This window comes from Pediococcus acidilactici (assembly GCA_024970065.1).
GTDB classification, from domain to species: domain Bacteria; phylum Bacillota; class Bacilli; order Lactobacillales; family Lactobacillaceae; genus Pediococcus; species Pediococcus acidilactici_A.
Genome location: CP103908.1, coordinates 1249349 through 1270469, shown reverse-complemented (window position 1 = coordinate 1270469; position 21121 = coordinate 1249349). Strand labels below are relative to the sequence as shown.

Below are 21121 nucleotides of genomic sequence, written 5' to 3'. Positions count from 1 at the left end.
ACAGAGTGTGGTGACGATAGTGAGAAGGATATACCTGTTCCCATGTCGAACACAGAAGTCAAGCTTCTTAACGCCAAGAGTAGTTGGGGGATCGCCCCCTGCGAGGGTAGGACGTTGCCATGCGATTATTCCGGCATAGCTCAGTTGGTAGAGCATCTGACTGTTAATCAGGGTGTCGACGGTTCGAGTCCGCCTGCCGGAGTTTCATTTATTTGGAGAGTTGTCCGAGTTGGCCGAAGGAGCATCATTGGAAATGATGTAAACGGGTTAAAGCCTGTTTCAAGGGTTCGAATCCCTTACTCTCCGTATAATATGATCTGACCCGTTGGTCAAGTGGTTAAGACACTGCCCTTTCACGGCAGTAACATGGGTTCGAATCCCGTACGGGTCATTTTGGAGGATTAGCTCAGTTGGGAGAGCATCTGCCTTACAAGCAGGAGGTCACAGGTTCGAGCCCTGTATCCTCCATTCCAAAAGTGTTTTGGTCCTATGGTCTAGTTGGTTAGGACGCCTGCCTGTCACGCAGGAGATCACGAGTTCGAGTCTCGTTAGGACCGTTGCACCATTTATATATATTTTATTTGGCTCGGTAGCTCAGTCGGTAGAGCAATGGATTGAAGCTCCATGTGTCGGCAGTTCGATTCTGTCCCGCGCCATTGTGAACAGCTTTGTTCACTTAATTTAATAACAGTCACTTATCAATGATAGGGATATAGTTTAATGGTAGAACTACGGTCTCCAAAACCGTCAGTGTGGGTTCAACTCCTACTATCCCTGCCATGATGGCGGTAGTGGCGAAGTGGTTAACGCACCGGATTGTGGCTCCGGCACGCGTGGGTTCGATTCCCACCTACCGCCCTTTGAGTTTGAAAATAAAACTCAGTTTGTTAGATTTTTTAGTTGCCTCTGTGGCGGAATTGGCAGACGCGCTGGACTCAAAATCCAGTTCCTTCACGGGAGTGTGGGTTCGACCCCCACCGGAGGCATTAAAATAATTAAGAGTTGTTTCGTGTAATTATCGTGTATTTTTTACACGGGTGATTACACTTTTTTATTTGTCATGGCGGTATAGCCAAGTGGTAAGGCAGAGGTCTGCAAAACCTTTATCGTCGGTTCAAATCCGTCTACCGCCTTTTTATAGAGAACGATAAGTTTAGCTTAATAGCTAAGCTTTTTTATTTTGCAGCAAAACAGCAATTTATTGCTTAAAAATATCGGGCAACAAAAAGCCCCTTCCTTAATAACTTCGAGTTCTTAGGGAAGGGGTGAGTTTTTGAATACATTATTTATGCTTATTACGCCGACGCTGTTCGAGAAGCATTCTTATGCTGAAAAACATGTCGGTGAAATCGTAGGCGGCAAAAGCCATTAAAATCACGCGGAGAAATGTTGATAGATTTACCGCAACCTTTAAGTAATAAACGAAAAAGATGCCCACTATCAAGTCAAAAATAATGTTATAAATGAGAATTTGCGGTTTCTTGGTAGGAAAGATCAGTTTCAACTCCCTTCATACTTCAATATACCAGTATACTGGAAAAGTAATAAAATAACACCTACTCGACAATTTGATAAGTGGTTTTAAAATAATTTTGGTTACGATACTTATTAACGACCTTCTCTAAATATTCGGGAACCGTGCCACTTTGCGAAATTTCTAAAATTACCCGGTTATAGGGTTTTTGGTCAAGCGGCTTCAAATTAAAAAGGGCGGTCGAAGACGTACTTGCCCAGCCACCAATTTGGTTGTCAAAAGCGTCCAAAGAATCTTCACTTAGTTCAAAAAAGTGGTACGTAAACACCGGCCCTTTTTTAGTCACGTTAAAAGAATCTAAAACGGTATAGCGCTGGGGGGTTTTGAAAATAGTTGGTTCTCCAGAAAAATCCACCATTTGATAACTGTCATTATCATTTTGGTTAGCCAATATTAATAAATTGCGCAAAGAATATTTTTCCTGGATCAATTTCAAAACGGCATGGCTGCCGAACGAAGTAGTAATAATTTTACTCATGGAAACACCTCCATTTTTATAACCATTATAATGCTCATAGACTAAAACTAAAAATATTAAAGTTCGATAAGGTAGGTGATTTGCGTTAAAATGGGTTAATGATATTGCATGGAGGGGATTTTATGAAGATTACAATTTTAGGTTATTATGGTGGTTATCCAAGTAAAGACACTGGAACAACTGGGTATTTGGTCCAAACCCGAGACACAAATTTGTTGCTCGACGCTGGTTCAGCCACTCTTTTAGAATTGGAAAAGCATCTTGATCCACTAGATCTAGACGCCGTTTTGTTAACACATTATCACCACGACCATACGGCAGACTTAGGTGTTTTACAATACCGGTGGCAGTTAAACGAAAAGAAGAGGCTTACCACGTTGCCAATATACGGACACACAGAAGACCCGTTGAATTTTGGCGCATTAACCTGGCCCAATGCTTCCAAAGGGGTTGCTTACCAAGTAAATGACGTTATCAAAATTGGGGGAATGCAGATTACCTTTAAAAAGACGGAACATCCAGTAGCTGCATTTGCTACCAGAATTGAAGAAGTGGCAACGGGCAAAGTCTTCACCTTCACTTCGGACACGCGCTATTTTGCGGAATTAGCGGAATTTGCCAAAGACAGTGACCTGTTAATCACGGACACCAACTTTCTAAATGAGCATCAGGGAGCTAAGTGGCACTTAACTACAAAGGAAACCGCGGAATTGTTTGACAAAGCACATGCTAAACATTTGATTATTAGTCATTTATCGCCACAGATAGATCCTAAATTAATGTTAGAGGAAACCCAACGTTTTTCAATGAATCCGTCGGAAATCGAATTGCCAGCAACGGGAAAAGTTATCGAATTATAAGCAAATAGTTATAAGGTGATGCGTTTCATATATATAAGTAATCGTTTAAAAACGACTTAAGCGTGTATTTGACACTTTTTAATAAAAAGTATTATAGATAGATAAGTAAAAACTTTAATGCCGTTTTAAGGATTATTTTTAGTTATTTTTTATAAGTGATTTTAAAAATAATTGTAGACAAAGACACGATAAAACTGTATAATATTAACCATAAGACAGGTAATATTTAATGACGTTAAGGGGTACATACGTTATGGTTAATTTATATACTTCACCAAGTTGCACATCTTGCCGGAAAGCTAAGGCATGGCTCGAAGAACATGGTATTGAATATAAGGAAAGAAATATATTCTCAGAACCTTTGAGTGCTGCAGAAATCAAGCAAGTTCTTCAACTAACTGAAAACGGGACGGAAGAAATTGTTTCGCGTCGTTCAAAAGTTTTCCAAGAACTAGATGTTGATTTAGACGACCTTTCCTTAAAGCAATTAATTGATTTAATTGAAAAAAATCCGGGACTACTTCGGCGGCCAATTCTTGTTGACGACAAGCGTTTGCAAGTGGGGTACAACGAAGACGAAATTCGGCGCTTCTTACCACGTAAGGTAAGACAACTTGAATTAGCGCGGGCACAAAAGATTGCTAACCTATAATAGCTAATCGGGGAAAATTTTCCCAGCAAAATTAAAAAAGAATACGTAAAGTTCAAACTAGGGGCTAGGAAAAAATTTTTCCAGCCCCTGTTCCGTTTTATGATTAAATAAAGGACTGAATCGGCGGCGATAGTGGAATTTTTAATGAATTTATGGGATAATCGTGGGGAACCTGATATATACTAATATTAGTGTGTTCTTTTCATTCAGTTTCGTTAAACTGGAGGTGCTGCTTAATGGAAATGGAACGAATTAATGAAGATACCATTCGAGTCAAGATCAGCTCAGAAGATTTGAGCGAAAGGGGAGTCACGTTCCTCGACTTACTTGATAACCACAAAGAAATAGAAAACTTTTTTTATTCTGTATTAGAAGAAGTAGATACTGATCATCAATTTGCTAATAATGATGCAGTAACTTTCCAAGTTTTACCAAATCGTAATGGCTTAGAATTGTATATTAGTAAAAATCCCGCTAATGGAATGGAAGAAGCAATGAAATCAGTAGCCAAGAATGATTCACCAAGTAACGAAGAATTGGATGAGGTTTCTGACTTTTTAAAGAAAAAACTTGCTGAAACTGATGGTCAAGATACTAACATGAGTAATACCAGTCGTGATGCGGATGCAGCAGATTATAATAGCTACGGCGATGATAGTGCGGACACGCAAACCAAGGTAATCAAACTTAACGATTTTGAAGGATTACCAGGGATTGCAGCCGCAATTAGCGACGTAAGCGGTCTGGATTCGGTACTTTATCGTTACAAGGATAATTATTATCTAGAGTTAATCTTCTTCATGAGCGAAAACACTCCGGAGTTGGTTAAAGATAATCTAGCGTTGGCGTACGAATACGGTGATAAAACGTCAATTACGAGTGAAGTACTCCGTGAACACGGAAAAACAATCATTGATAGTGCGGCTCTAGAATTGGCGCAACACTATTTTAAAGCATAGAATTAGTTTTGAGGTTAGCGAAATCATTTAGATTTCCTGACCTCTTTTTTGTGGGGAAAAGCGGTTTGGCAGAATTGGGCGCACATTTTTTACGAATAATCTCCGTTAGTTTGCGTAATTGCTAACGGAGGTGAATTCAAATGAAGGTTGCATTAACAGAAGCGGGCAGGCTAGTCAACGCCACCACGGCCCTTACTGGACAAAAATACTATTGTCCGCAGTGTCATCGACCATTACGTTTATGTGGTGGCCGTTACCGGGGAAAATATTTTGCCCACTTAGCCCAGTCCAAAACGAAGGTGGGAAGTGAAGAAACAAACCGCCATCAAATTGGTAAAAAGCGACTTAGGGATTATTTTGTAAAACTGGGTCTGACTGTGGAAACCGAATATTATTTCCCGAAAATTAAGCGGCGGGGCGACGTGGTCGTGTGGGCACGTGGCGAAATCTATGTAATTGAATACCAATGCAGTCCCATTACAGTTACCGAGATTCGGCAAAGAACCTATGATTATCACCAAGTTGGCAACCACGTTTACTGGATCGCGGGCCCGCGTTATGTCACCGGGAAAGGGTGGCTAGCGACGGTGCAGAAATTTGGTCATTTTACCACTCGGTATGGGTGGTGGTTTTTAGCGTGGGATGCGCTACGGGAAGATTCGCCAGGGCTATTTTACCGAGTTCAACGGCGTTTATTTGGCGACGTTGCTTATTTAAAACAGCCCTTGTTAGCACTCAATAGCAAGGAGGAACTACTTAGTCAACCACAGATACAGACCGTTGATTCAAAAGAATTAATTCGGCAAGCTCGGCAGCTTGAACATTATGTACTCGGGACCCAAACCGACGCCCGGTACCTTAAAATGCAGCAGCTTTGTTATGAACGCGGATACTCTTTGCTGGGATGCCCTTGGATAGTTCACGTACCCGAAGCGTGCACAGATTTTGTGCACCTAAGTCCGCCAATTTTAAACCGGGTTCGTTTGTTGATTAAGTTGGAAAGTACGATTGAAGAAGATGCGTTAAAAATAGAAGAAGTGGACCAAGAGTTTTGGGAGTATTTAATTAATAACCAATGGGTAATAAAAAAAGGAAAACGCTGGCAGCTACAGACGAACACAATTACGTGGTTTCCGGATACGACAGCTAAAATACGTGCTTTGAAGAAGAGAAGAAAAGGTTTTGAGAAAAGAGTTGGGGGAGGAGATTTTACAAAAAAGGCTGGAACTTAATCCAGCCTTTAAGTTTGCTATGGTAAATTAATAAGCCTGGCTAACTAAATTTCAAGACAACTCCCTGACTAGAATTTGTCTTGAAATTCTATTAATCAGAAAAAGTAATTCCGTAGTGCTAACAAGCTCAAAGTGTCTTAGGGATAAACACGTTATCATCATCAGATGCTAATTTTAATTTACAAACTGAAGCAAGGGTTTGGTAATCGTAATGATCCATTAAGATACCATACTCTTCATCCTTGACGTTGAAGATTACCGCAGCAGGGATGCTTTCTGCTCCCATTTCATGGGCCAATTGTTGGTCGTGTTTAAATTCTTTTTGGACCATTTCAGAATGCCGGTCATCTTCAAACATGGTTAAGTCTAAACCAACTTGTTGAGCAAGTTGACTACCTAATTCGGTTGAATAGCTTTTGCCTTCGTCGATTACGGATTTTTGCATCGCAACCAAAAATTGGCGCCCCTTTGCGCGACCCTGGTAACAGGCAGCTTTGTAATCAAGGCAGGTTAAATACATGCGGTTAAAAAGGTCGTTATAATCTCCGTCTTTGACTTGGTTATGCTTCATGTAGTTGAGAACCACTTGCATATTTAAGACCGGGAAGATTTTTAAATCCACTTTTTCTTCGGCGCGGTTAAAATAGCGAATGGTCTCCTTTTCGCATTTGAAGCATTCATCACCCCACGGAGTGATGAAAAGGTAAGTTTCCAGCATTTAAATTCCTCCAAAGAATACGTAAGTCAAACTGATTATACTTTAACAAATTATGGCATAAAAGCAATTATTTTGCTTGAAAATCTCTGGAGAATGTTTAAAATAGTTGAGCGTGTTTCTATGATAAAATAAAAGAGGTTGTTAAATTGATTCGGGGGGATCCGTATGATTGAAGATTGGAATAGTTTTTTATTGCCGTACGCGCAAGCTGTTTCTGAATTGAAAGTTAAGCTAAGGGCGATGCGCACGCAATTTTTAAGAAGTGACGAAGAAAGCCCAATCGAATTCGTTACTGGACGTGTAAAGCCAGTCGATAGTATTAAGGAAAAAATGGTCCGGCGACAAATTTTAGAAGAACGCATTGAACAGGATATGCAAGACATCGCGGGGGTGCGGGTCATGTGTCAATTTGTGGAAGACATTTACCAAGTGGTCGACTTAATTCGCAAACGAACCGACATGACCGTAATTGAAGAGCGCGATTACGTGGAAAATGAGAAGCCAAGTGGTTACCGCTCGTACCATATCGTGATCGAGTATCCAGTTCAAATGTTGACGGGCCAAAAGAAAATTTTGGCGGAAATTCAAGTGCGGACTTTAGAGATGAACTTCTGGGCCACCATTGAACATTCGTTAAATTACAAGTTCAACGGTGATTTTCCGGCAGAGTTACGTACTCGCTTGCAAAAAGCGTCCGTTAAATCATACGAACTCGACAAAGAAATGTCCGAAATTCGTAAGCAAATTATGTTAGCACAAAGGGAACAGCGTGATGAATAAAATGAAAATAGCGATCTACCATTCGGGTGACGAACATTCTATTGAAGTTGGACAGGATTTGAGTCAAATACTGCGGGAAAACCACCTTACTTTAGATGACCAGGATCCTACCGTGGTGATTACAATTGGGGGAGACGGGACTTTGCTTTCGGCGGTCCAAAAGTACTTACCAATTATTGACCGGGTCCGTTTTGTCGGGGTGCATACTGGGCATCTAGGTTTTTATACCGATTGGCGCGACTATGAATTAGACGCGTTGGTTAAAGCTTTGAAGAGTGATGACTGTTCTGAAATCGGCTACCCGTTACTTAATATTGACGTTGTCCATACTGATGGCACAAAGGCAAACTATAAGGCGATTAACGAATCCACGTTACGAAAGTTGAATGGAACCTTAGTTGCGGACGTCCTTATTGGAGACCAGTTATTTGAACGTTTTCGGGGAGACGGGCTGTGCATTTCCACGCCAACTGGTTCAACCGCGTACAATCGGTCAGTTGGAGGGGCAATTGTCCACCCGCAGTTAGAAGCAATGCAAATGGCGGAGATTGCTTCGATTAACAACCGGGTTTTTCGAACGGTCGGGGCAGCGTTAATTCTAGCGCCTAACGAAACCGTCACGATTCGGCCCTTGCCAAGCTACCACCGGACCTATAATTTTACGGCAGATCGGTTGGGAATCTTGGATAAGAACGTCCAATCCGTACATTACGGAATTGCGGTTCCCCAGGTGAAATTTCTTAAGTATCGGCACACCGGTTTTTGGAATCGGGTGCGAAATTCGTTTATCGGGCAAATCGATGAAATTTAATTGGCAGGTTCGCGATGAATCCCCCCAGCATCTCCGAACCTTTTTAGTGCGAAAACGGATTTCTCGTGCGCTGTTAAAAAGTATTAAATTTAATGGCGGAGAAATTTTAGTTAACGGGCAACCTAAGCGAACTAACACGATGGTGTCCGCCGGTGACCAAGTGGTGGTGACTTTGCCGCCAGAACCGGGGAACCCCCACGTAGTTTTGTCAGAGCAACCAATTGACGTGATTTATGAAGATGAAGACTACCTAGTGGTAAACAAGCCGCCTTTTTTAGCAACGGTCCAATCGGCACGAAACCAGACGGATACCCTAGTAAACCGGGTTAAAAATTATTACGTTCAAAACGGTTATGAAAGCCAAGTGGTCCACGTGGTCACTCGACTTGATCAAGATACCTCGGGCTTAGTTTTATTTGCTAAACACCGCTTTGCCCATACGATTATGGATCAAGATTTGCGGCAACACCGGGTGCATAAGTTTTATTTGGCGATGGCGCAGGGGAAATTCACGCAAAGCCACGGGGTGATCGATGCCCCAATCGAACGGGATCCGAATTCGTTCATTAAGCGCCGGGTTGCTGCTGATGATGGAGGCAAACCTTCAAAAACGGAGTACTGGGTGATCGAACAATCTGAAAAAGACGCCCTTTTAAAGGTGCAGTTGCATACTGGACGAACCCACCAAATTCGGGTTCATTTCAGTGCCTTGCACCATCCGCTGGTTGGGGACCCGCTTTATAACGAAGCTTCTTTTGAAGAGTTGCAGCGGCAAGCATTACATTGCTATTCACTGAAGTTTGAGAATGTGTTTAGAGGAAAGACAGTTGACGTACAAGCGCCAATTCCAAATGACATGCTTGAATATTGGAAGAAAGAAAAGGATAAGGAATAATGGATAATACTCAAGCGATTTTTGATAAGTTAAAATTAGAACTGAATAAAGAAGACGCAAAAAGTTTCAAGGAAGATTTTCTTGATTTACATAATTATGACCAAGGACGATTTTTTGGGGAGTTGACCGGCCCGGAGCGACAGCTGGTGTACCAATATCTTAGTCCTGATGAACTAGCAGACGCTTTTGACGAAATTGACGACGAACCCGATTTGATTGCGGAATACCTAGATGAAATGACTCCGCGGTATGCGGCAGCATTGTTAAACGGGATGTATGATGATAATGAAGCGGATGTTTTAGGGGCCGTGCGAAACGATAAGTTGCATAAACTGCTTTCGTATATGCAGCCGGTAGATGCAGCCCGGGTTCGCCAACTATTAAAATACGAAGATAAAACGGCGGGAGCGTTGATGACCACCGAGTTTATTTCCGTAGCGGTGGACGCCACCGTGGGTTCGGCGATGAACCAAGTTAAACAAGAAGCGCAGTACGCGGAAACTATTTCATACATTTACGTAGTTAACGAGTCTAACCAGTTGATTGGGGTAATTTCGGTTAAGGATTTGATTGTTAACCCAGATGACGTGTTCATCAAGCGGATTATGAATACCAACGTGGTGTCGGTATTGGACAACGAAGACCAAGTTGAGATCGCAACTCAGATTCGGGATTATAACTTTATCGCGATTCCCGTTGTTGATAAGCAAAATAAGATGCTGGGAATCATCACCGTCGACGATATTATCGACGTAATTGATGAAGAATCAGCTCAAGACTATTCTCGTTTAGCCGGGGTTGATACGGAAGACCTTTCGGTAAACCCTTGGGCGGCGTTTAAAAGCCGGATGCCCTGGTTAGTGACCATGCTATTTTTAGGGCTGATTAGTGCCGTTGTGATTAGTCAATTTCAAGGGGTGCTCGACCGGTTTGGCGTACTTGCGGTTTTCATCACGTTAATTACCGGGACGGCTGGCAACGCGGGTACCCAAAGTTTGGCTGTGTCCATGCGGCGCCTGGCGAATAATGAAGATGAAAATAGCGGTTTTAAGTTGATTTTAAACGAGGTGTTGACCGGGCTTTTAACTAGCGTACTTACCGGGGTGGTAATCTTTGCCGTGGTCCTACTTTGGCAACGTAACTTGACGTTAGGAATTATTGTGGGAGCCGCTATGTGGGGAGCAATCTTTATTGCTAACTTAGTTGGTAGTTTAATTCCAATTATCCTAGAAAAGCTTGGGCAAGATCCCGGAGTGGCTAGCGGACCGTTGATTTCAACCGTTAGTGATATTATTTCAATTTTGATTTACTTTAACATTGCAACGGTTTGTTTAGCGCATTTTTATTAGAGAAGCGCCTTTCAAATTAATATAGCTAGTAGTAAAAACACCGTGACTCCTTACACATGAAGGAAATCGCGGTGTTTTTATTATTCTAAAATTAAACTAATTTTGAACCGTGTAATTCGGGTACGTTAAGCTGTTCGGCAATTTCAGCAGCGTTAGCAGCCGTAACTCCACCGCCCGGCATTACAATAATACGTCCCTTTGCGTAGTCGACCGTCTCTTTAACGTGACTAAGCGTATTTTCAATCGGTTCACTTAGGGGACCGCCGTGGGTGAGAATGCGTTCAACGTCGTGTTCGACTAGCCAGTCAATGCTGGCGGCTTGGTGTTCAACTGGAATGGCATCAAAGGCCATGTGGAAGGTGATTTGCATACCCCCGGCCGCACCGATTAGTTGCTCCATTGCTTCTTCATCAATGGTTCCCTCGGGGGTTAAAGCGCCAAATACCGCGCCGTCAACGCCGAGTTGCTGAGCTTGGAAAAGATCAGCTTCCATCATTTTTAGTTCAATATCGTTATAAACAAAGTTGCCACCCCGGGGGCGAATCATTGCCATAACGGGAATGTGGTGTTCACTAGCATATTTTTGGCTTTCCGCCATCACCCCGTGGCTAACGGTGGTGCCGCCCACCGCCAAATTGTCGCAAAGTTCAATTCGGTTAGCCCCGTTGGCAATCACCCGCGGGATATCAGTATAATTTTCTACAGGAACTTCTTTAAGCATAATCAACCTCGTCCTTTATTTAAAGTAGACACAAACCACTTCGGGAGCGGCAAAGTCTTTTTGAATAAGTTTAAGTTTACCATTCTCGGAATTTCTTTCAAATAAGCTCAAGTTATTAGTGGTTTGATTACCACAGACGAGAAAACGCTCGTCAGCATTTAAAGCAAAGTCACGAGGAAAACTGCCGGCAATGGCGCAATTTTGGATCAGTTCGAGAGTACCGTCGTCCTTAACCGCGAATACCGCAATCGAGTCGTGTCCCCGGTTGGAAACGTAGATAAACCGGTTATCTTTGGTAATCCTAATTGCGGCCGCGCCGTTATGTTGATCCCAGTCGGCAGGAATGGTTTTTAGGGTTTGCAAGTGTTGGAACTGGCCGTTTTGGTACTTAAGGACTTCTACTTCACTCGCTAATTCGCCGACTAGGTAAGCGCGATTTCCCGTACGGTTGAAAACAATATGCCGGGGCCCGAATCCGGGAGCGGTTTCGTACTTAGAAACGATTTTGAAGCCAGTGGCAGGTTCATAATCTAAGATAAACACTTCATCGCACCCTAGATCGCAGACTACCAAGTGCTTGTCTGGAGTACGGTCCACGTAGTGCGGGTGAGCTTCGGTTTGTTCGGGACGGGGGCCCGAGCCTTGATTAGTAAAGGTGTGGACTAAGTGAAGGGTGCCGTTAGCTTCAATTTGGTATGCGTGCACGGTACCTTCATGATAGTTAGCGTCAAACACTATTTGGTGTGCTTCATCCACGGTTACGTAAGCAGGAGGGGTCCCGGGTTGAACAAGGTGTTGTAAAACTTGGGGCTTATTGCCTAATTGGGTTGCGGAAACGCCTCCTTGGTCCCGATAACGATCAACAGCGTACAGCACGTTTTGTTGGCTTACCGCTAAGTAGGTTGGGTTGGCAACTTGTGCAACCAATTGAAGGTTTTGCAGCCGTTTTTTTGTGGAATCTAACTCGACTTGGTAAATCCCTTCGCTGGTTTGCTTAGTATAGGTGCCTAGTAAAATGGTTTCAATCATTGCGTTTGTGCTCCTCTCTAGGTAAAACTCAACGTTAAGTATAGCATATTTCACGGAATGAATACGTTTTCTAAAGGTGTCGGAACGCCACTATGGTACAATAAAATCATAATGAGTAAGGGGTGTTTTAAATGATTTCAGCCAAGGTGAAAAGTATTGGACCAGAAGCAATTGCTAAGCAAGATCAATTAGCAATTTTGTTCGATGAAACTGCAACGCCAGATTTAAAAAAGATTGCGGTCGTCCAAGAAATTGAAAAGAATAATGATCAACAATTTAATTTAAAAGCAGGTTCGCAAATTGTTATCGGTGAACAGACGTACGACGTTGAATTTGTCGGTAGTTTGGTTAACCAAAACTTACAAAGCATTGGTCACACGACGCTGGTTTTTAAAGACGTCCCTGAACAACTGCTGGCAAGTGCAATTTACCTTAGCCCGAAAGTTTTCCCCGATTTTAAGGTGGGGGAAGCCATCCAATACAAGTAATTAGGCGGTGAGAATTGATGGAACGAAAACCCAAAGTACCTAGATGGCGAACTTGGTTTAATCAGTTAGTGCTCAATAACCGGCCGGTAGTTAGCTTAATCATCGTGTTATTGGTGTTGCTAATTTTATTCATGTTTTCCAAAGTGACTTGGATTTTCAAGCCGCTGGAAGAATTCTTTAAAATTGTCGGATTCCCCATTATTTTAGCGGGAGTTCTTTACTACCTATTAAACCCGCTGGTGGACCGTTTAGAACATCGTTTTAAAATGAAACGGGTGGTTTCCATCAGTATTATTTTTGTTGGGGTAGCTGTTTTAATCGTTGCTGGCGTGGTCGCGGTAATTCCGGTGATTCGGGAACAAACTGCCGCTCTGTTACAAAACTGGCCGGATTACTGGAACGCCGCGGTAGACAAGATCAACGGAATTTTAAATGATCCGCGGTTAGGAGATTTTCAAAAGCAGCTTCACGGAGTCAGCGGAGAAACAATCCAATCGTGGACGAAGAAGGTGACTAACGTTGCTAACAATACGGTTACTTCGTTAGGTAGCGTCCTGAGTCTAATAACAAAGGTAGTTATTGGAATTATCACGATGCCGTTTATCTTGTTTTACTTATTACGTGACGGCCACGAATTGCCAGAATATTTAGCAAAGGCGTTTCCCGTACGGTACCGACCACAATTTCTCCAAATTTTAGGAGAAATTAATACGCAACTAAGCCAGTACATCCGGGGCCAATTGGTGGTAGCTTTTTTTGTAGCGCTAATGTTTTTCGTCGGTTACTTAGTTATTGGATTAAAATTTGCGCTCACCTTGGCAGTTGCCGCCGGCTTTCTCAATCTAATCCCTTACCTAGGGTCATTTTTAGCAATGGTTCCTTCCATTGTAATTGGGGCGTTTATTTCCCCAGTAATGCTAGTTAAGGTACTGATTGTTTTTGCGATCGAACAAACTTTAGAAGGCCGATTCATTTCGCCGCTGGTGTTGGGCAGCAACTTAGCTATTCATCCGGTAACTATTCTGGTAGTTTTACTTGCCTCTGGACAAATGTTTGGTTTGGTGGGCGTAATCTTTGGGATTCCCGCTTATGCCGTTTTAAAGGTCTTATTCATTCATGGATTTGAGCTTTTTAAGCGTAAGGTGGGCGGTTACGAGCAATAGCCAATTTGCAGAATGAAAAAAGTAGTGTTAGTATGCGGATGGAGCCCGTGTTACGCGGATATCGAAGGGATTTCGTTTGAAACGATTCAGGGACTTCACGAACGTAGATACTCGCCGCGCAATACCGAGTGTCTACGTTTTTAATTTTAAGACTAAATGGAGATTAAAGATGACAAATCATATTGTATTATTTGAGCCGCTAATGCCGGCAAATACTGGAAACATTGCCCGAACTTGTGCGGGAACGAATGCGGTATTACATTTAATTAAGCCACTGGGTTTTGAAATCAGCGATAAAACTTTGAAGCGCGCTGGCCTTGACTACTGGGATAGCGTTAAGGTAGTGTATCACGATAACTTGCCTGATTTTTTGGCTACCGTAAAAGATCGCAAACGACTTTTTGTGGTTTCTAAATTCGCTTCGAAAGCTTATACTCAAGCTGATTACACTGGAGCTGAAGACGACGTAGATAACTACTTTCTATTTGGAAAGGAAACAACGGGATTGCCAGAGGCCTTTATGCGGCAGTACGCAGATTGTGCAATTCGCATTCCGCAAAACGACCAGCATATTCGCGCATTGAACTTGTCCAACTCGGTAGCAATCGTAATATATGAAGTTTTGCGGCAACAGAAGTTTCCTAACTTAGAAATTAGTCATGAATACGAAAATGATAAATTGAAATAGGGTTAGATATGGCAAAAGCAAAGAAAAGGCGTAAAACAACGCGTAAACGTAAGAAGCAGCAAAGCCTCCCCACGCAAAACCTATTGGGGTTGGCGTACGTACTGGTTGCCCTTTTGGGTTATTTTGGCCGGGGATTCTTAGGGATGCTGGTTGCCAATATGTTTCGCATCTTTATCGGAAGTTTGAGCCCGGCTGGGTTTGTCTTGCTCTTTTTTTACGGGCTTTATCTCTTATTTATGGGGAAGGAGCTACGGTTTAAGGGAGCTAGTGACCGGGTGATCGGGTTGAGCTTGACCATGATTGGGTATTTGCTTTGGGTGGAGTACCGCTTTGCGAGTGGGTTAAATCTGGAAAGTGGGTTCGTTGCCCGGACTGTCGAAGGAATTGAACGGTCCTTTCTGGAGCAAATTACCACTAACGACATTGGCGGTGGGTTACTCGGAGCCATCCTTTATAGTGGAACCCATTTTTTGTTAAGTGAAATCGGGAGTGCAATTCTAGCCATTGTGTTAATGACGGTGGGGCTAGTAATCCTCTTTGGGATTCCGTTTGACGAAGTGTTATCAAGTACGGGGACGGCCGTCCTTTGGATTGGACAACGATTAATCCAAGGAATTCGGGCACTAACTCGTGGAGTACTGGACTGGTGGGAACAGTTGGACTTCACGATTACCAAACCAGAAACCAAACGTACGCAAGTGGAGCGAAAAACTCCGGAGAGCATTTCTACCAAAAAGCCAATTTCCTCTGAAAGTACGGAGATTGAACCATCGCCTAACGAGCCGGTGGTTGACGGAACTCGCGGAATTGAGCATGCCCCGGAACCGAAGATTGAAATTTCAACTAATAATCAGCGAAGCCCGCGAAAGCCCAAGAATCAAGAGGCTCAACCAGTTTCTAGTGCGGAAGTGGGCTTTGAAAGCGAGAATAAGTTGAACCCTAATTACCGGTTGCCATCCTCGGCCTTGTTAACCGAAATTCCGCAAGCTGATCAAAGTTCGGAGTATGATTCGATTAAAAAGAATACCCAAATTTTGCAAGATACCTTGAATAGTTTTGGGGTCGACGCTTCGGTAGAAAGCGTAAAAATGGGGCCGTCAGTTACCGAATATGAAATCCACCCTGCAATTGGGGTGAAAGTCAGCAAAATTGTGGGCTTGGCGGATGATTTAGCCTTGGCTCTAGCTGCTAAGGATATTCGAATTGAAGCGCCGATTCCGGGTAAGTCGCTAGTGGGGATTGAAGTGCCTAACCGCACAATTTCCACGGTTTCGTTCCGCGACATCATTGAATCACAACCAGCGCACCCAGAAGATCCGCTCAAGGTGCCGATTGGCCGCGACGTTTCGGGAAATCTCGTTGAAGCAAACCTAGTAAAAATGCAACACTTATTGATTGCTGGGGCAACTGGTTCAGGAAAGTCAGTGATGATTAACGTGATTATTACCGGCTTGCTAATGAACGCACGGCCCGATGAAGTCAAGTTGATTTTAATTGATCCTAAGAAGGTTGAATTGGGCATTTATAATGACATTCCTCACTTATTGACCCCGGTGGTTACCGATGCTCGTAAGGCTGCTAAGGCATTACATAAGGTGGTAGCAGAGATGCAGCACCGGTACGATTTGTTTGCTGAAATGAACCAACGCAATATTAAAAGCTATAACGAGTTCATTGAAGAACAAAATGCCGCTGACGGAGGAAAACGGCCGAAAATGCCGTACATTGTGGTAATTGTCGATGAGCTGGCGGACTTAATGATGGTTGCTTCTAACGAAGTGGAAGATGCAATTATTCGATTGGCACAATTAGCCCGAGCTGCCGGAATTCACATGATTATTGCTACCCAACGACCTTCGGTAGACGTAGTTACGGGATTAATTAAAGCCAACGTCCCTTCTCGGATTGCCTTTGCGGTAGCTTCAGGAACCGATTCTAGAACCATTATCGATGCTAATGGTGCTGAAAAACTCCTTGGACGGGGAGACATGTTATTCTTCCCAATGGGTAAGAATAAACCAGAACGGGTTCAAGGGGCCCTTATCTCCGATCATGACGTTAAGGAAATCGTGGATTTTGTTAAACAACAACAAACTGCCGAATACGACGATCAACTAAACGTCACTGACCAAGAAATTGCAGAAACCGAAGCAACCGATGAACTAGACGAGTACTATCCAGAAGCCGTTGAGTTAGTAACGGAAATGCAACGGGCAAGTACGTCAATGTTGCAGCGAAAATTTCGGATCGGTTATAACCGGGCCGCCCGAATTATTGATCAACTTGAGGAAAATGGCGTGATTGGACCTCAAGAAGGTAGTAAGCCACGGAAAGTTTACCGTGCTAAAGACGAATAAATGCTCCAATAGATGGAGAATAATAAAAAGACTGGTAACTAATTTATGGATTAGTTACCAGTCTTTTTTAGTATCTTGATGGTTATTAAGCACCCAAAAGTTGTGCCAAAGGTGCGTAAAGGACGCTTCCAAGAGTCAAGATGATCATGATCCAAACGAAGACCATGATGACCTTTTGTAGGCCACTTTTTTTCTTCTTTTTATTATTGTACATTCAAAAACACTACTTTCTCATGATTTACAGCAATTCTACAATAAGTAATTTTTTTAGGCAAATCTAAGAAAGGATCCCCCACTTTTCCTCTACCCGATAAAAAGGCCACAAACCCTATTAGTATCATGCTTTTGTGGAATGTTTAAAATTAATAAAAAATTGGGAAAAAACATTTGTAATTAAGTGGTGGAAAGTGGGGGGAAGTGGTAATATTGTTATAGATTTAGTTGACGGAGGCGGTTTCATGTTCATGGGTGAATTCGAACATTCACTGGACAACAAGGGACGTTTGATCATACCATCTAAATTCCGCGATCAACTAGGCGAGGATTTCGTAATCACGCGAGGACTGGATGGGTGTTTATTTGGTTATCCCTTAACCGAATGGAAACTCGTCGAAGAAAAACTCAGTCAACTACCATCTAACAAAAAAAACAATCGGGCGTTCGTTCGGTTCATGTTTGCTGATGCAGCCCAATGCAACTTTGATAAGCAAGGTAGAATTATCATTCCTAAAAAATTGCGGGTTCACGCAGATTTACAAAAAGAATGTGTTCTAGTAGGGGTTTCTAACCGAATTGAAATTTGGAATAAAGCACGTTGGGAAGCTGCAATCGAAGAAACTGAAGCGAACTTTGACGATATTGCCGAAAATTTAATTGATTTTGGATTGTGATATAAATGACAGAATTTAAACATACCACCGTGTTATTGGAAGAAACCGTTGCTGGATTAAATATCCGCGAAGACGGTATTTACGTGGACTGTACCCTTGGCGGGGGCGGTCATAGCGAGCTGATTTTATCAAAGCTAGGCTCTGCAGGTCATTTGTATTCGTTTGACCAAGATCAAACAGCGATTGATTACAATCAGGATCATTTGGCACCATACATAGCAAATCAGCAAATAACCTTTATTAAAGCTAATTTTAGAAATTTAAAAAAAGAATTAAACCAACGTGGGATTGACCACGTTGACGGAGTTTTGTACGACCTTGGCGTTTCTTCACCCCAGTTTGACGATGCTCAACGGGGGTTTAGTTACCGTTACGATGCACCTTTAGATATGCGCATGGACCAAAGCCAAGAACTAACGGCTCAAACGGTAGTTAACGAATGGTCGTACAACGATTTAGTGCGAATTTTCTTCCGTTACGGAGAAGAAAAGTACGCCAAACAAGTTGCGCGGCGAATTGAACGGGTACGTGAGCAAGGACCTATTGTAACGACCGGAGAATTAGTCGAAATTATCAAAGAGGCAATTCCTGCGGCGGCTCGGCGTACCGGTGGTCATCCGGCCAAAAAAGTCTTTCAAGCGATTCGAATTGCGGTTAATGACGAATTGGGTGCGTTAGAAGAATCCTTGGAACAAGCCCTTGATTTATTAAATGACGGGGGCCGAATTTCAGTGATTACTTTCCAATCACTGGAAGATCGGTTAGTGAAGCGCATGTTTAAGGAAAAAACCGAAATTGGGGACTTGCCAGCTGGACTTCCAGTAATTCCTGCGGATAAAAAACCCCATTTTAAATTAGTTAATCGAAAACCAATCGTTCCTTCTGAGGACGAATTAAAAGAAAATCGTCGAGCACACAGTGCAAAATTAAGAATTATCGAAAAGTTACAGGAAGGGTAGACGCCAATGGCTCAAAATAATGATTATGCTGGTCGTTCAAGAATGATTAACGAACCAACTTCAATTGCCGGAGTAGGAAGAAAAGAACTAAAAAAAGCCCGGGAGGTTGTAACTGCTCGACAACTGCCCTTGTCGAAGTTTGAAAAGTTTTTGATAACATTTTGCGGATTTATTTTGGTAGGCTTAATGCTGACCGTCGTTTCTGGTAAAATAAGTTTATCTAATGCACAGCATAAACTTGAAGCAACCCAAGAGAAAACGACGGCCTTGTCCAGCAAAAACACAACTATGAAGCAAGAGGTTAATCAATTATCCGACCAAAATCGGTTGAACAAAGTTGCTAAAAAGGCAGGCCTTTCTCTTAAATCAGAGAATATAAGGAATGTAAATAAATGATGAACCCAAAAAAGCGAACGACTAATACTACGGAAACTCAGCACAATCGGATGATGTTTGGAAAATGGTTTTTATTGATTGTAGCGGGAGTATTTATAGTGATTGTTGGGCGCTTTTCTTATATTGCCATTAATAAGACGATTGAAAGCGTCAATCTCAGCAGTCAAGCTAAACGGCTATACACTGATAATAAAACCATCAAGGCAAAACGGGGCTCGATTTTAGACACTAATGGAAACCCAATTGCTGAAGATACTAGTACATATTCAATTTACGCGGTCGTTAGTAAAAAGCAGGTGGGCCCTAACCACCAGCCTCTTTACGTAACGGACAAAAAGAAAACGGCACGGGTACTTAGTAAGTATCTTCCAATTAGTTACAAAAAGGCGTTAAAAACCTTGAGTCCTAGCGACCCTAAAACTTTTCAGGTTGAGTTTGGGAGTGCAGGGAATAACATCTCCGTGGCCACTAAGGAAAAAATTGAAAAGTATAAGTTGACCGGGATCAACTTCGTTTCTTCAGAAGCCCGGTTGTACCCTAACGGGGTCTTTGCTTCTAACTTAATTGGGTTTGCCCAACAAACCCAAGAAAAGGGGAGCGACACTACCCAACTTTCAGGGGTAATGGGGCTTGAAAAGATGTTGGATAAACAACTGACGGGAACTGACGGTGAAAAATCCTTACAAAAGGATAAATTTGGCTACCAGTTGCCAGGCTCTCAAGTTGAGCGTCCGGCCCGGGATGGTAGCACGGTGTACACTACCTTAGATCAGCGGTTGCAAACCATTATGGAAAGTACGGTTAGCAAGGTCCAATCCCAAGCCCACCCTGAATCAATCGGGGCAACCATCATGAATGCTAAGACGGGTGCAATCCTGGCAACTACCCAACGGCCCACGTTTAACGCTTCTACGAAGAAGGGGTTATCCAAAGCTTGGAATAATGGCTTGGTTCAGGATACTTACGAACCTGGCTCAACAATGAAAATTTTTACTACCGCTGCCGCAATCGATAGCGGGAATTTTGATCCAGACGAAGTGTATAAGTCCGGTACTTATGAAATTGATGGTCAAATAGTGCCTGATTGGAAACGGGAAGGCTGGGGGTTAATTTCTTACGAAAAGGGATTTGCCCTCTCCAGTAACGTGGCGATGGCTCATTTGGAACAAAAAATGGGTACCAAGACTTGGAAGAAGTACATTAAACGATTCCACTTGCTAGAATCAACCAATTCTGGCTTAGAAGGGGAATCCAAGGGAAATATGCAATTTGACTACCCCATTGAACAGGCTGATACTGCCTTTGGTCAGGCAATTAACGTGACGGCAATGCAAATGTTGCAAGGTTTCACTGCGATCGCAAATAATGGTCAAATGGTTAAACCGCAGTTTGTTAAGAAAGTAGTCAACCCGAACACCGGAAAAACGACCTATCGGATGAAAACCAAGAAGGTTGGGCGCCCGGTAAAGGCTAAAACGACCAAAGAAGTCCGTAAATTAATGCAGGACGTAGTCTACAAGCCTTACGGAATCGGGGGCGACTTTAAACTAAAAGGTTACCGGATTGCGGCGAAAACCGGGACGGCGCAGGTTGCAAGTAACGGTAACTACGCTTCTGGCGACGATAGCTACCTATATTCGGTAGCCGCAATGGCCCCGGCTAAAGATCCAAAGTACATCATGTATATTACGATGAAGAAGCCCAACTTGCCTGCGGACAAAACGGCCACGCAACTACTGGATGAAATTTTTGGCCCGGTAATGAAGCAGGCGTTAGAACAAGATAAGTCTACCGCTAATACGGATATTGATAGTTCAATTGAAGTACCAAACGAAGTTGGCAAAGATGCCGACGATGCGGTGAAAGAATTGGGTAAAAATAACGTAGCGGTAGTGCGGCTAGGTAATGGCGAACGGGTTGTAGAGCAGTCCGAAAGCGCCGGTAGCAAACTTCTAGTAGGACAACGGATCTTGTTGAACACCGGAGGAACGGTCACCATGCCGGACCTTACCGGATGGTCAAAAAATGACGTAATTAAACTTGCGAAAATGTTTAACATTGAAGTGAAATACCAAGGCAAGGGATTTGTATCCGGGCAATCGGTAGCAAAGGGAACGACCCTTCAATCAGGAATGACCATGACGGTCACACTCAAAAAATAG

At 42.9% G+C, this 21121-nt stretch carries 21 protein-coding genes, 10 tRNA genes and 1 rRNA gene; 27 read left to right on the top strand and 5 right to left on the bottom strand.

What is annotated here, in order from left to right:
* Window positions 1-6: 6 nt before the first annotated feature.
* From rrf to NYR25_05955, 11 genes are all read left to right on the top strand, one after another.
* Window positions 7-123 (top strand): 5S ribosomal RNA (rrf, locus tag NYR25_06005).
* Window positions 124-129: 6 nt separating this feature from the next.
* Window positions 130-202, top strand: a tRNA-Asn gene (locus tag NYR25_06000).
* Between the two features lie 12 nt (window positions 203-214).
* Window positions 215-306 (top strand) — tRNA-Ser (locus NYR25_05995).
* 13 nt (window positions 307-319) lie between these two features.
* Window positions 320-391: transfer RNA gene (locus NYR25_05990), tRNA-Glu, on the top strand.
* 4 nt (window positions 392-395) lie between these two features.
* A tRNA-Val gene (locus NYR25_05985) sits at window positions 396-468 on the top strand.
* A gap of 15 nt (window positions 469-483) precedes the next feature.
* Window positions 484-557: transfer RNA gene (locus NYR25_05980), tRNA-Asp, on the top strand.
* Between the two features lie 26 nt (window positions 558-583).
* A tRNA-Phe gene (locus NYR25_05975) sits at window positions 584-656 on the top strand.
* A gap of 50 nt (window positions 657-706) precedes the next feature.
* A tRNA-Trp gene (locus NYR25_05970) sits at window positions 707-780 on the top strand.
* 5 nt (window positions 781-785) lie between these two features.
* Window positions 786-858 (top strand) — tRNA-His (locus tag NYR25_05965).
* Window positions 859-902: 44 nt separating this feature from the next.
* Window positions 903-986 (top strand) — tRNA-Leu (locus NYR25_05960).
* A gap of 76 nt (window positions 987-1062) precedes the next feature.
* Window positions 1063-1133 (top strand) — tRNA-Cys (locus tag NYR25_05955).
* A gap of 423 nt (window positions 1134-1556) precedes the next feature.
* Here NYR25_05955 and NYR25_05950 read toward each other — a convergent pair.
* Window positions 1557-2012 (bottom strand): monooxygenase, encoded by a 456-nt coding sequence (locus NYR25_05950; GenBank protein UWF33147.1) that lies wholly within the window; start codon window positions 2010-2012, stop codon window positions 1557-1559.
* Window positions 2013-2134: 122 nt separating this feature from the next.
* Here NYR25_05950 and NYR25_05945 point away from each other — a divergent pair, with 122 nt between their 5' ends.
* From NYR25_05945 to NYR25_05930, 4 genes are all read left to right on the top strand, one after another.
* Entirely contained in the window at window positions 2135-2872 is a 738-nt protein-coding gene (locus NYR25_05945; GenBank protein UWF33146.1) for an MBL fold metallo-hydrolase, read from the top strand.
* Window positions 2873-3125: 253 nt separating this feature from the next.
* On the top strand, window positions 3126-3524 hold the full coding sequence (spxA, locus tag NYR25_05940) for a transcriptional regulator SpxA (protein ID UWF33145.1): 399 nt from the start codon (window positions 3126-3128) through the stop codon (window positions 3522-3524).
* A 236-nt stretch (window positions 3525-3760) separates the two neighbouring features.
* Complete coding sequence (locus NYR25_05935) at window positions 3761-4483, top strand: adaptor protein MecA (protein UWF33144.1); 723 nt, start codon at window positions 3761-3763, stop codon at window positions 4481-4483.
* Between the two features lie 140 nt (window positions 4484-4623).
* On the top strand, window positions 4624-5715 hold the full coding sequence (locus NYR25_05930) for a competence protein CoiA family protein (protein ID UWF33143.1): 1092 nt from the start codon (window positions 4624-4626) through the stop codon (window positions 5713-5715).
* A gap of 127 nt (window positions 5716-5842) precedes the next feature.
* On the opposite strand, the gene NYR25_05925 is transcribed toward NYR25_05930, so the two are convergent.
* Window positions 5843-6433 carry a DsbA family protein gene (locus NYR25_05925; protein UWF33142.1) on the bottom strand — a complete coding sequence of 197 codons (591 nt, stop codon included), beginning with the start codon at window positions 6431-6433 and terminating at the stop codon, window positions 5843-5845.
* A gap of 165 nt (window positions 6434-6598) precedes the next feature.
* On the opposite strand from NYR25_05925, the gene NYR25_05920 reads away from it, so the two are divergent.
* The 4 genes from NYR25_05920 to mgtE are packed head-to-tail and all read left to right on the top strand — an operon-like array spanning window position 6599 to window position 10268.
* A complete protein-coding gene (locus NYR25_05920; protein UWF33141.1) occupies window positions 6599-7213 on the top strand; it encodes a GTP pyrophosphokinase family protein in 615 nt (204 codons plus the stop codon).
* Window positions 7206-8024, top strand: a complete 819-nt coding sequence (locus NYR25_05915) for an NAD kinase (protein UWF33140.1) — start codon at window positions 7206-7208, stop codon at window positions 8022-8024. Before NYR25_05920 ends, NYR25_05915 begins: the two co-directional genes overlap by 8 nt.
* On the top strand, window positions 8014-8919 hold the full coding sequence (locus tag NYR25_05910; protein ID UWF33139.1) for an RluA family pseudouridine synthase: 906 nt from the start codon (window positions 8014-8016) through the stop codon (window positions 8917-8919). Before NYR25_05915 ends, NYR25_05910 begins: the two co-directional genes overlap by 11 nt.
* The gene (mgtE, locus tag NYR25_05905) at window positions 8919-10268 is read left to right on the top strand and encodes a magnesium transporter (protein UWF33138.1); all 1350 of its coding nucleotides are present in this window, start codon (window positions 8919-8921) and stop codon (window positions 10266-10268) included. Before NYR25_05910 ends, mgtE begins: the two co-directional genes overlap by 1 nt.
* A 91-nt stretch (window positions 10269-10359) precedes the next feature.
* Here the strand turns inward: mgtE and NYR25_05900 are convergent, their stop codons facing one another.
* Both NYR25_05900 and NYR25_05895 read right to left on the bottom strand, forming a co-directional pair.
* Window positions 10360-10989 (bottom strand): copper homeostasis protein CutC, encoded by a 630-nt coding sequence (locus NYR25_05900; protein UWF33137.1) that lies wholly within the window; start codon window positions 10987-10989, stop codon window positions 10360-10362.
* A 15-nt stretch (window positions 10990-11004) separates the two neighbouring features.
* A complete protein-coding gene (locus NYR25_05895; protein ID UWF33136.1) occupies window positions 11005-12018 on the bottom strand; it encodes a lactonase family protein in 1014 nt (337 codons plus the stop codon).
* A 131-nt stretch (window positions 12019-12149) separates the two neighbouring features.
* Here NYR25_05895 and NYR25_05890 point away from each other — a divergent pair, with 131 nt between their 5' ends.
* The 4 genes from NYR25_05890 (at window position 12150) to NYR25_05875 (ending at window position 16714) form a co-directional block, all read left to right on the top strand.
* Window positions 12150-12506, top strand: coding sequence for a PTS glucitol/sorbitol transporter subunit IIA (locus tag NYR25_05890; protein UWF33135.1), 357 nt, complete (start codon window positions 12150-12152; stop codon window positions 12504-12506).
* Between the two features lie 17 nt (window positions 12507-12523).
* A complete protein-coding gene (locus NYR25_05885; GenBank protein ID UWF33134.1) occupies window positions 12524-13669 on the top strand; it encodes an AI-2E family transporter in 1146 nt (381 codons plus the stop codon).
* A gap of 169 nt (window positions 13670-13838) precedes the next feature.
* A complete protein-coding gene (locus NYR25_05880) occupies window positions 13839-14357 on the top strand; it encodes a tRNA (cytidine(34)-2'-O)-methyltransferase (GenBank protein UWF33133.1) in 519 nt (172 codons plus the stop codon).
* An 8-nt stretch (window positions 14358-14365) separates the two neighbouring features.
* The gene (locus tag NYR25_05875; GenBank protein UWF33132.1) at window positions 14366-16714 is read left to right on the top strand and encodes a DNA translocase FtsK; all 2349 of its coding nucleotides are present in this window, start codon (window positions 14366-14368) and stop codon (window positions 16712-16714) included.
* A gap of 85 nt (window positions 16715-16799) precedes the next feature.
* On the opposite strand, the gene NYR25_05870 is transcribed toward NYR25_05875, so the two are convergent.
* A complete protein-coding gene (locus NYR25_05870) occupies window positions 16800-16928 on the bottom strand; it encodes a DUF4044 domain-containing protein (GenBank protein ID UWF33131.1) in 129 nt (42 codons plus the stop codon).
* Window positions 16929-17172: 244 nt separating this feature from the next.
* Here NYR25_05870 and mraZ point away from each other — a divergent pair, with 244 nt between their 5' ends.
* Genes mraZ through NYR25_05850 form a run of 4 tightly spaced genes read left to right on the top strand, consistent with a single transcriptional unit; the run spans window position 17173 to window position 21121 of the window.
* Window positions 17173-17604 (top strand): division/cell wall cluster transcriptional repressor MraZ, encoded by a 432-nt coding sequence (mraZ, locus tag NYR25_05865; protein UWF33130.1) that lies wholly within the window; start codon window positions 17173-17175, stop codon window positions 17602-17604.
* A gap of 5 nt (window positions 17605-17609) precedes the next feature.
* Complete coding sequence (rsmH, locus tag NYR25_05860) at window positions 17610-18563, top strand: 16S rRNA (cytosine(1402)-N(4))-methyltransferase RsmH (GenBank protein UWF33129.1); 954 nt, start codon at window positions 17610-17612, stop codon at window positions 18561-18563.
* Between the two features lie 6 nt (window positions 18564-18569).
* Window positions 18570-18959, top strand: a complete 390-nt coding sequence (ftsL, locus tag NYR25_05855; GenBank protein ID UWF33128.1) for a cell division protein FtsL — start codon at window positions 18570-18572, stop codon at window positions 18957-18959.
* Window positions 18956-21121, top strand: a complete 2166-nt coding sequence (locus tag NYR25_05850; protein ID UWF33127.1) for a penicillin-binding protein — start codon at window positions 18956-18958, stop codon at window positions 21119-21121. Before ftsL ends, NYR25_05850 begins: the two co-directional genes overlap by 4 nt.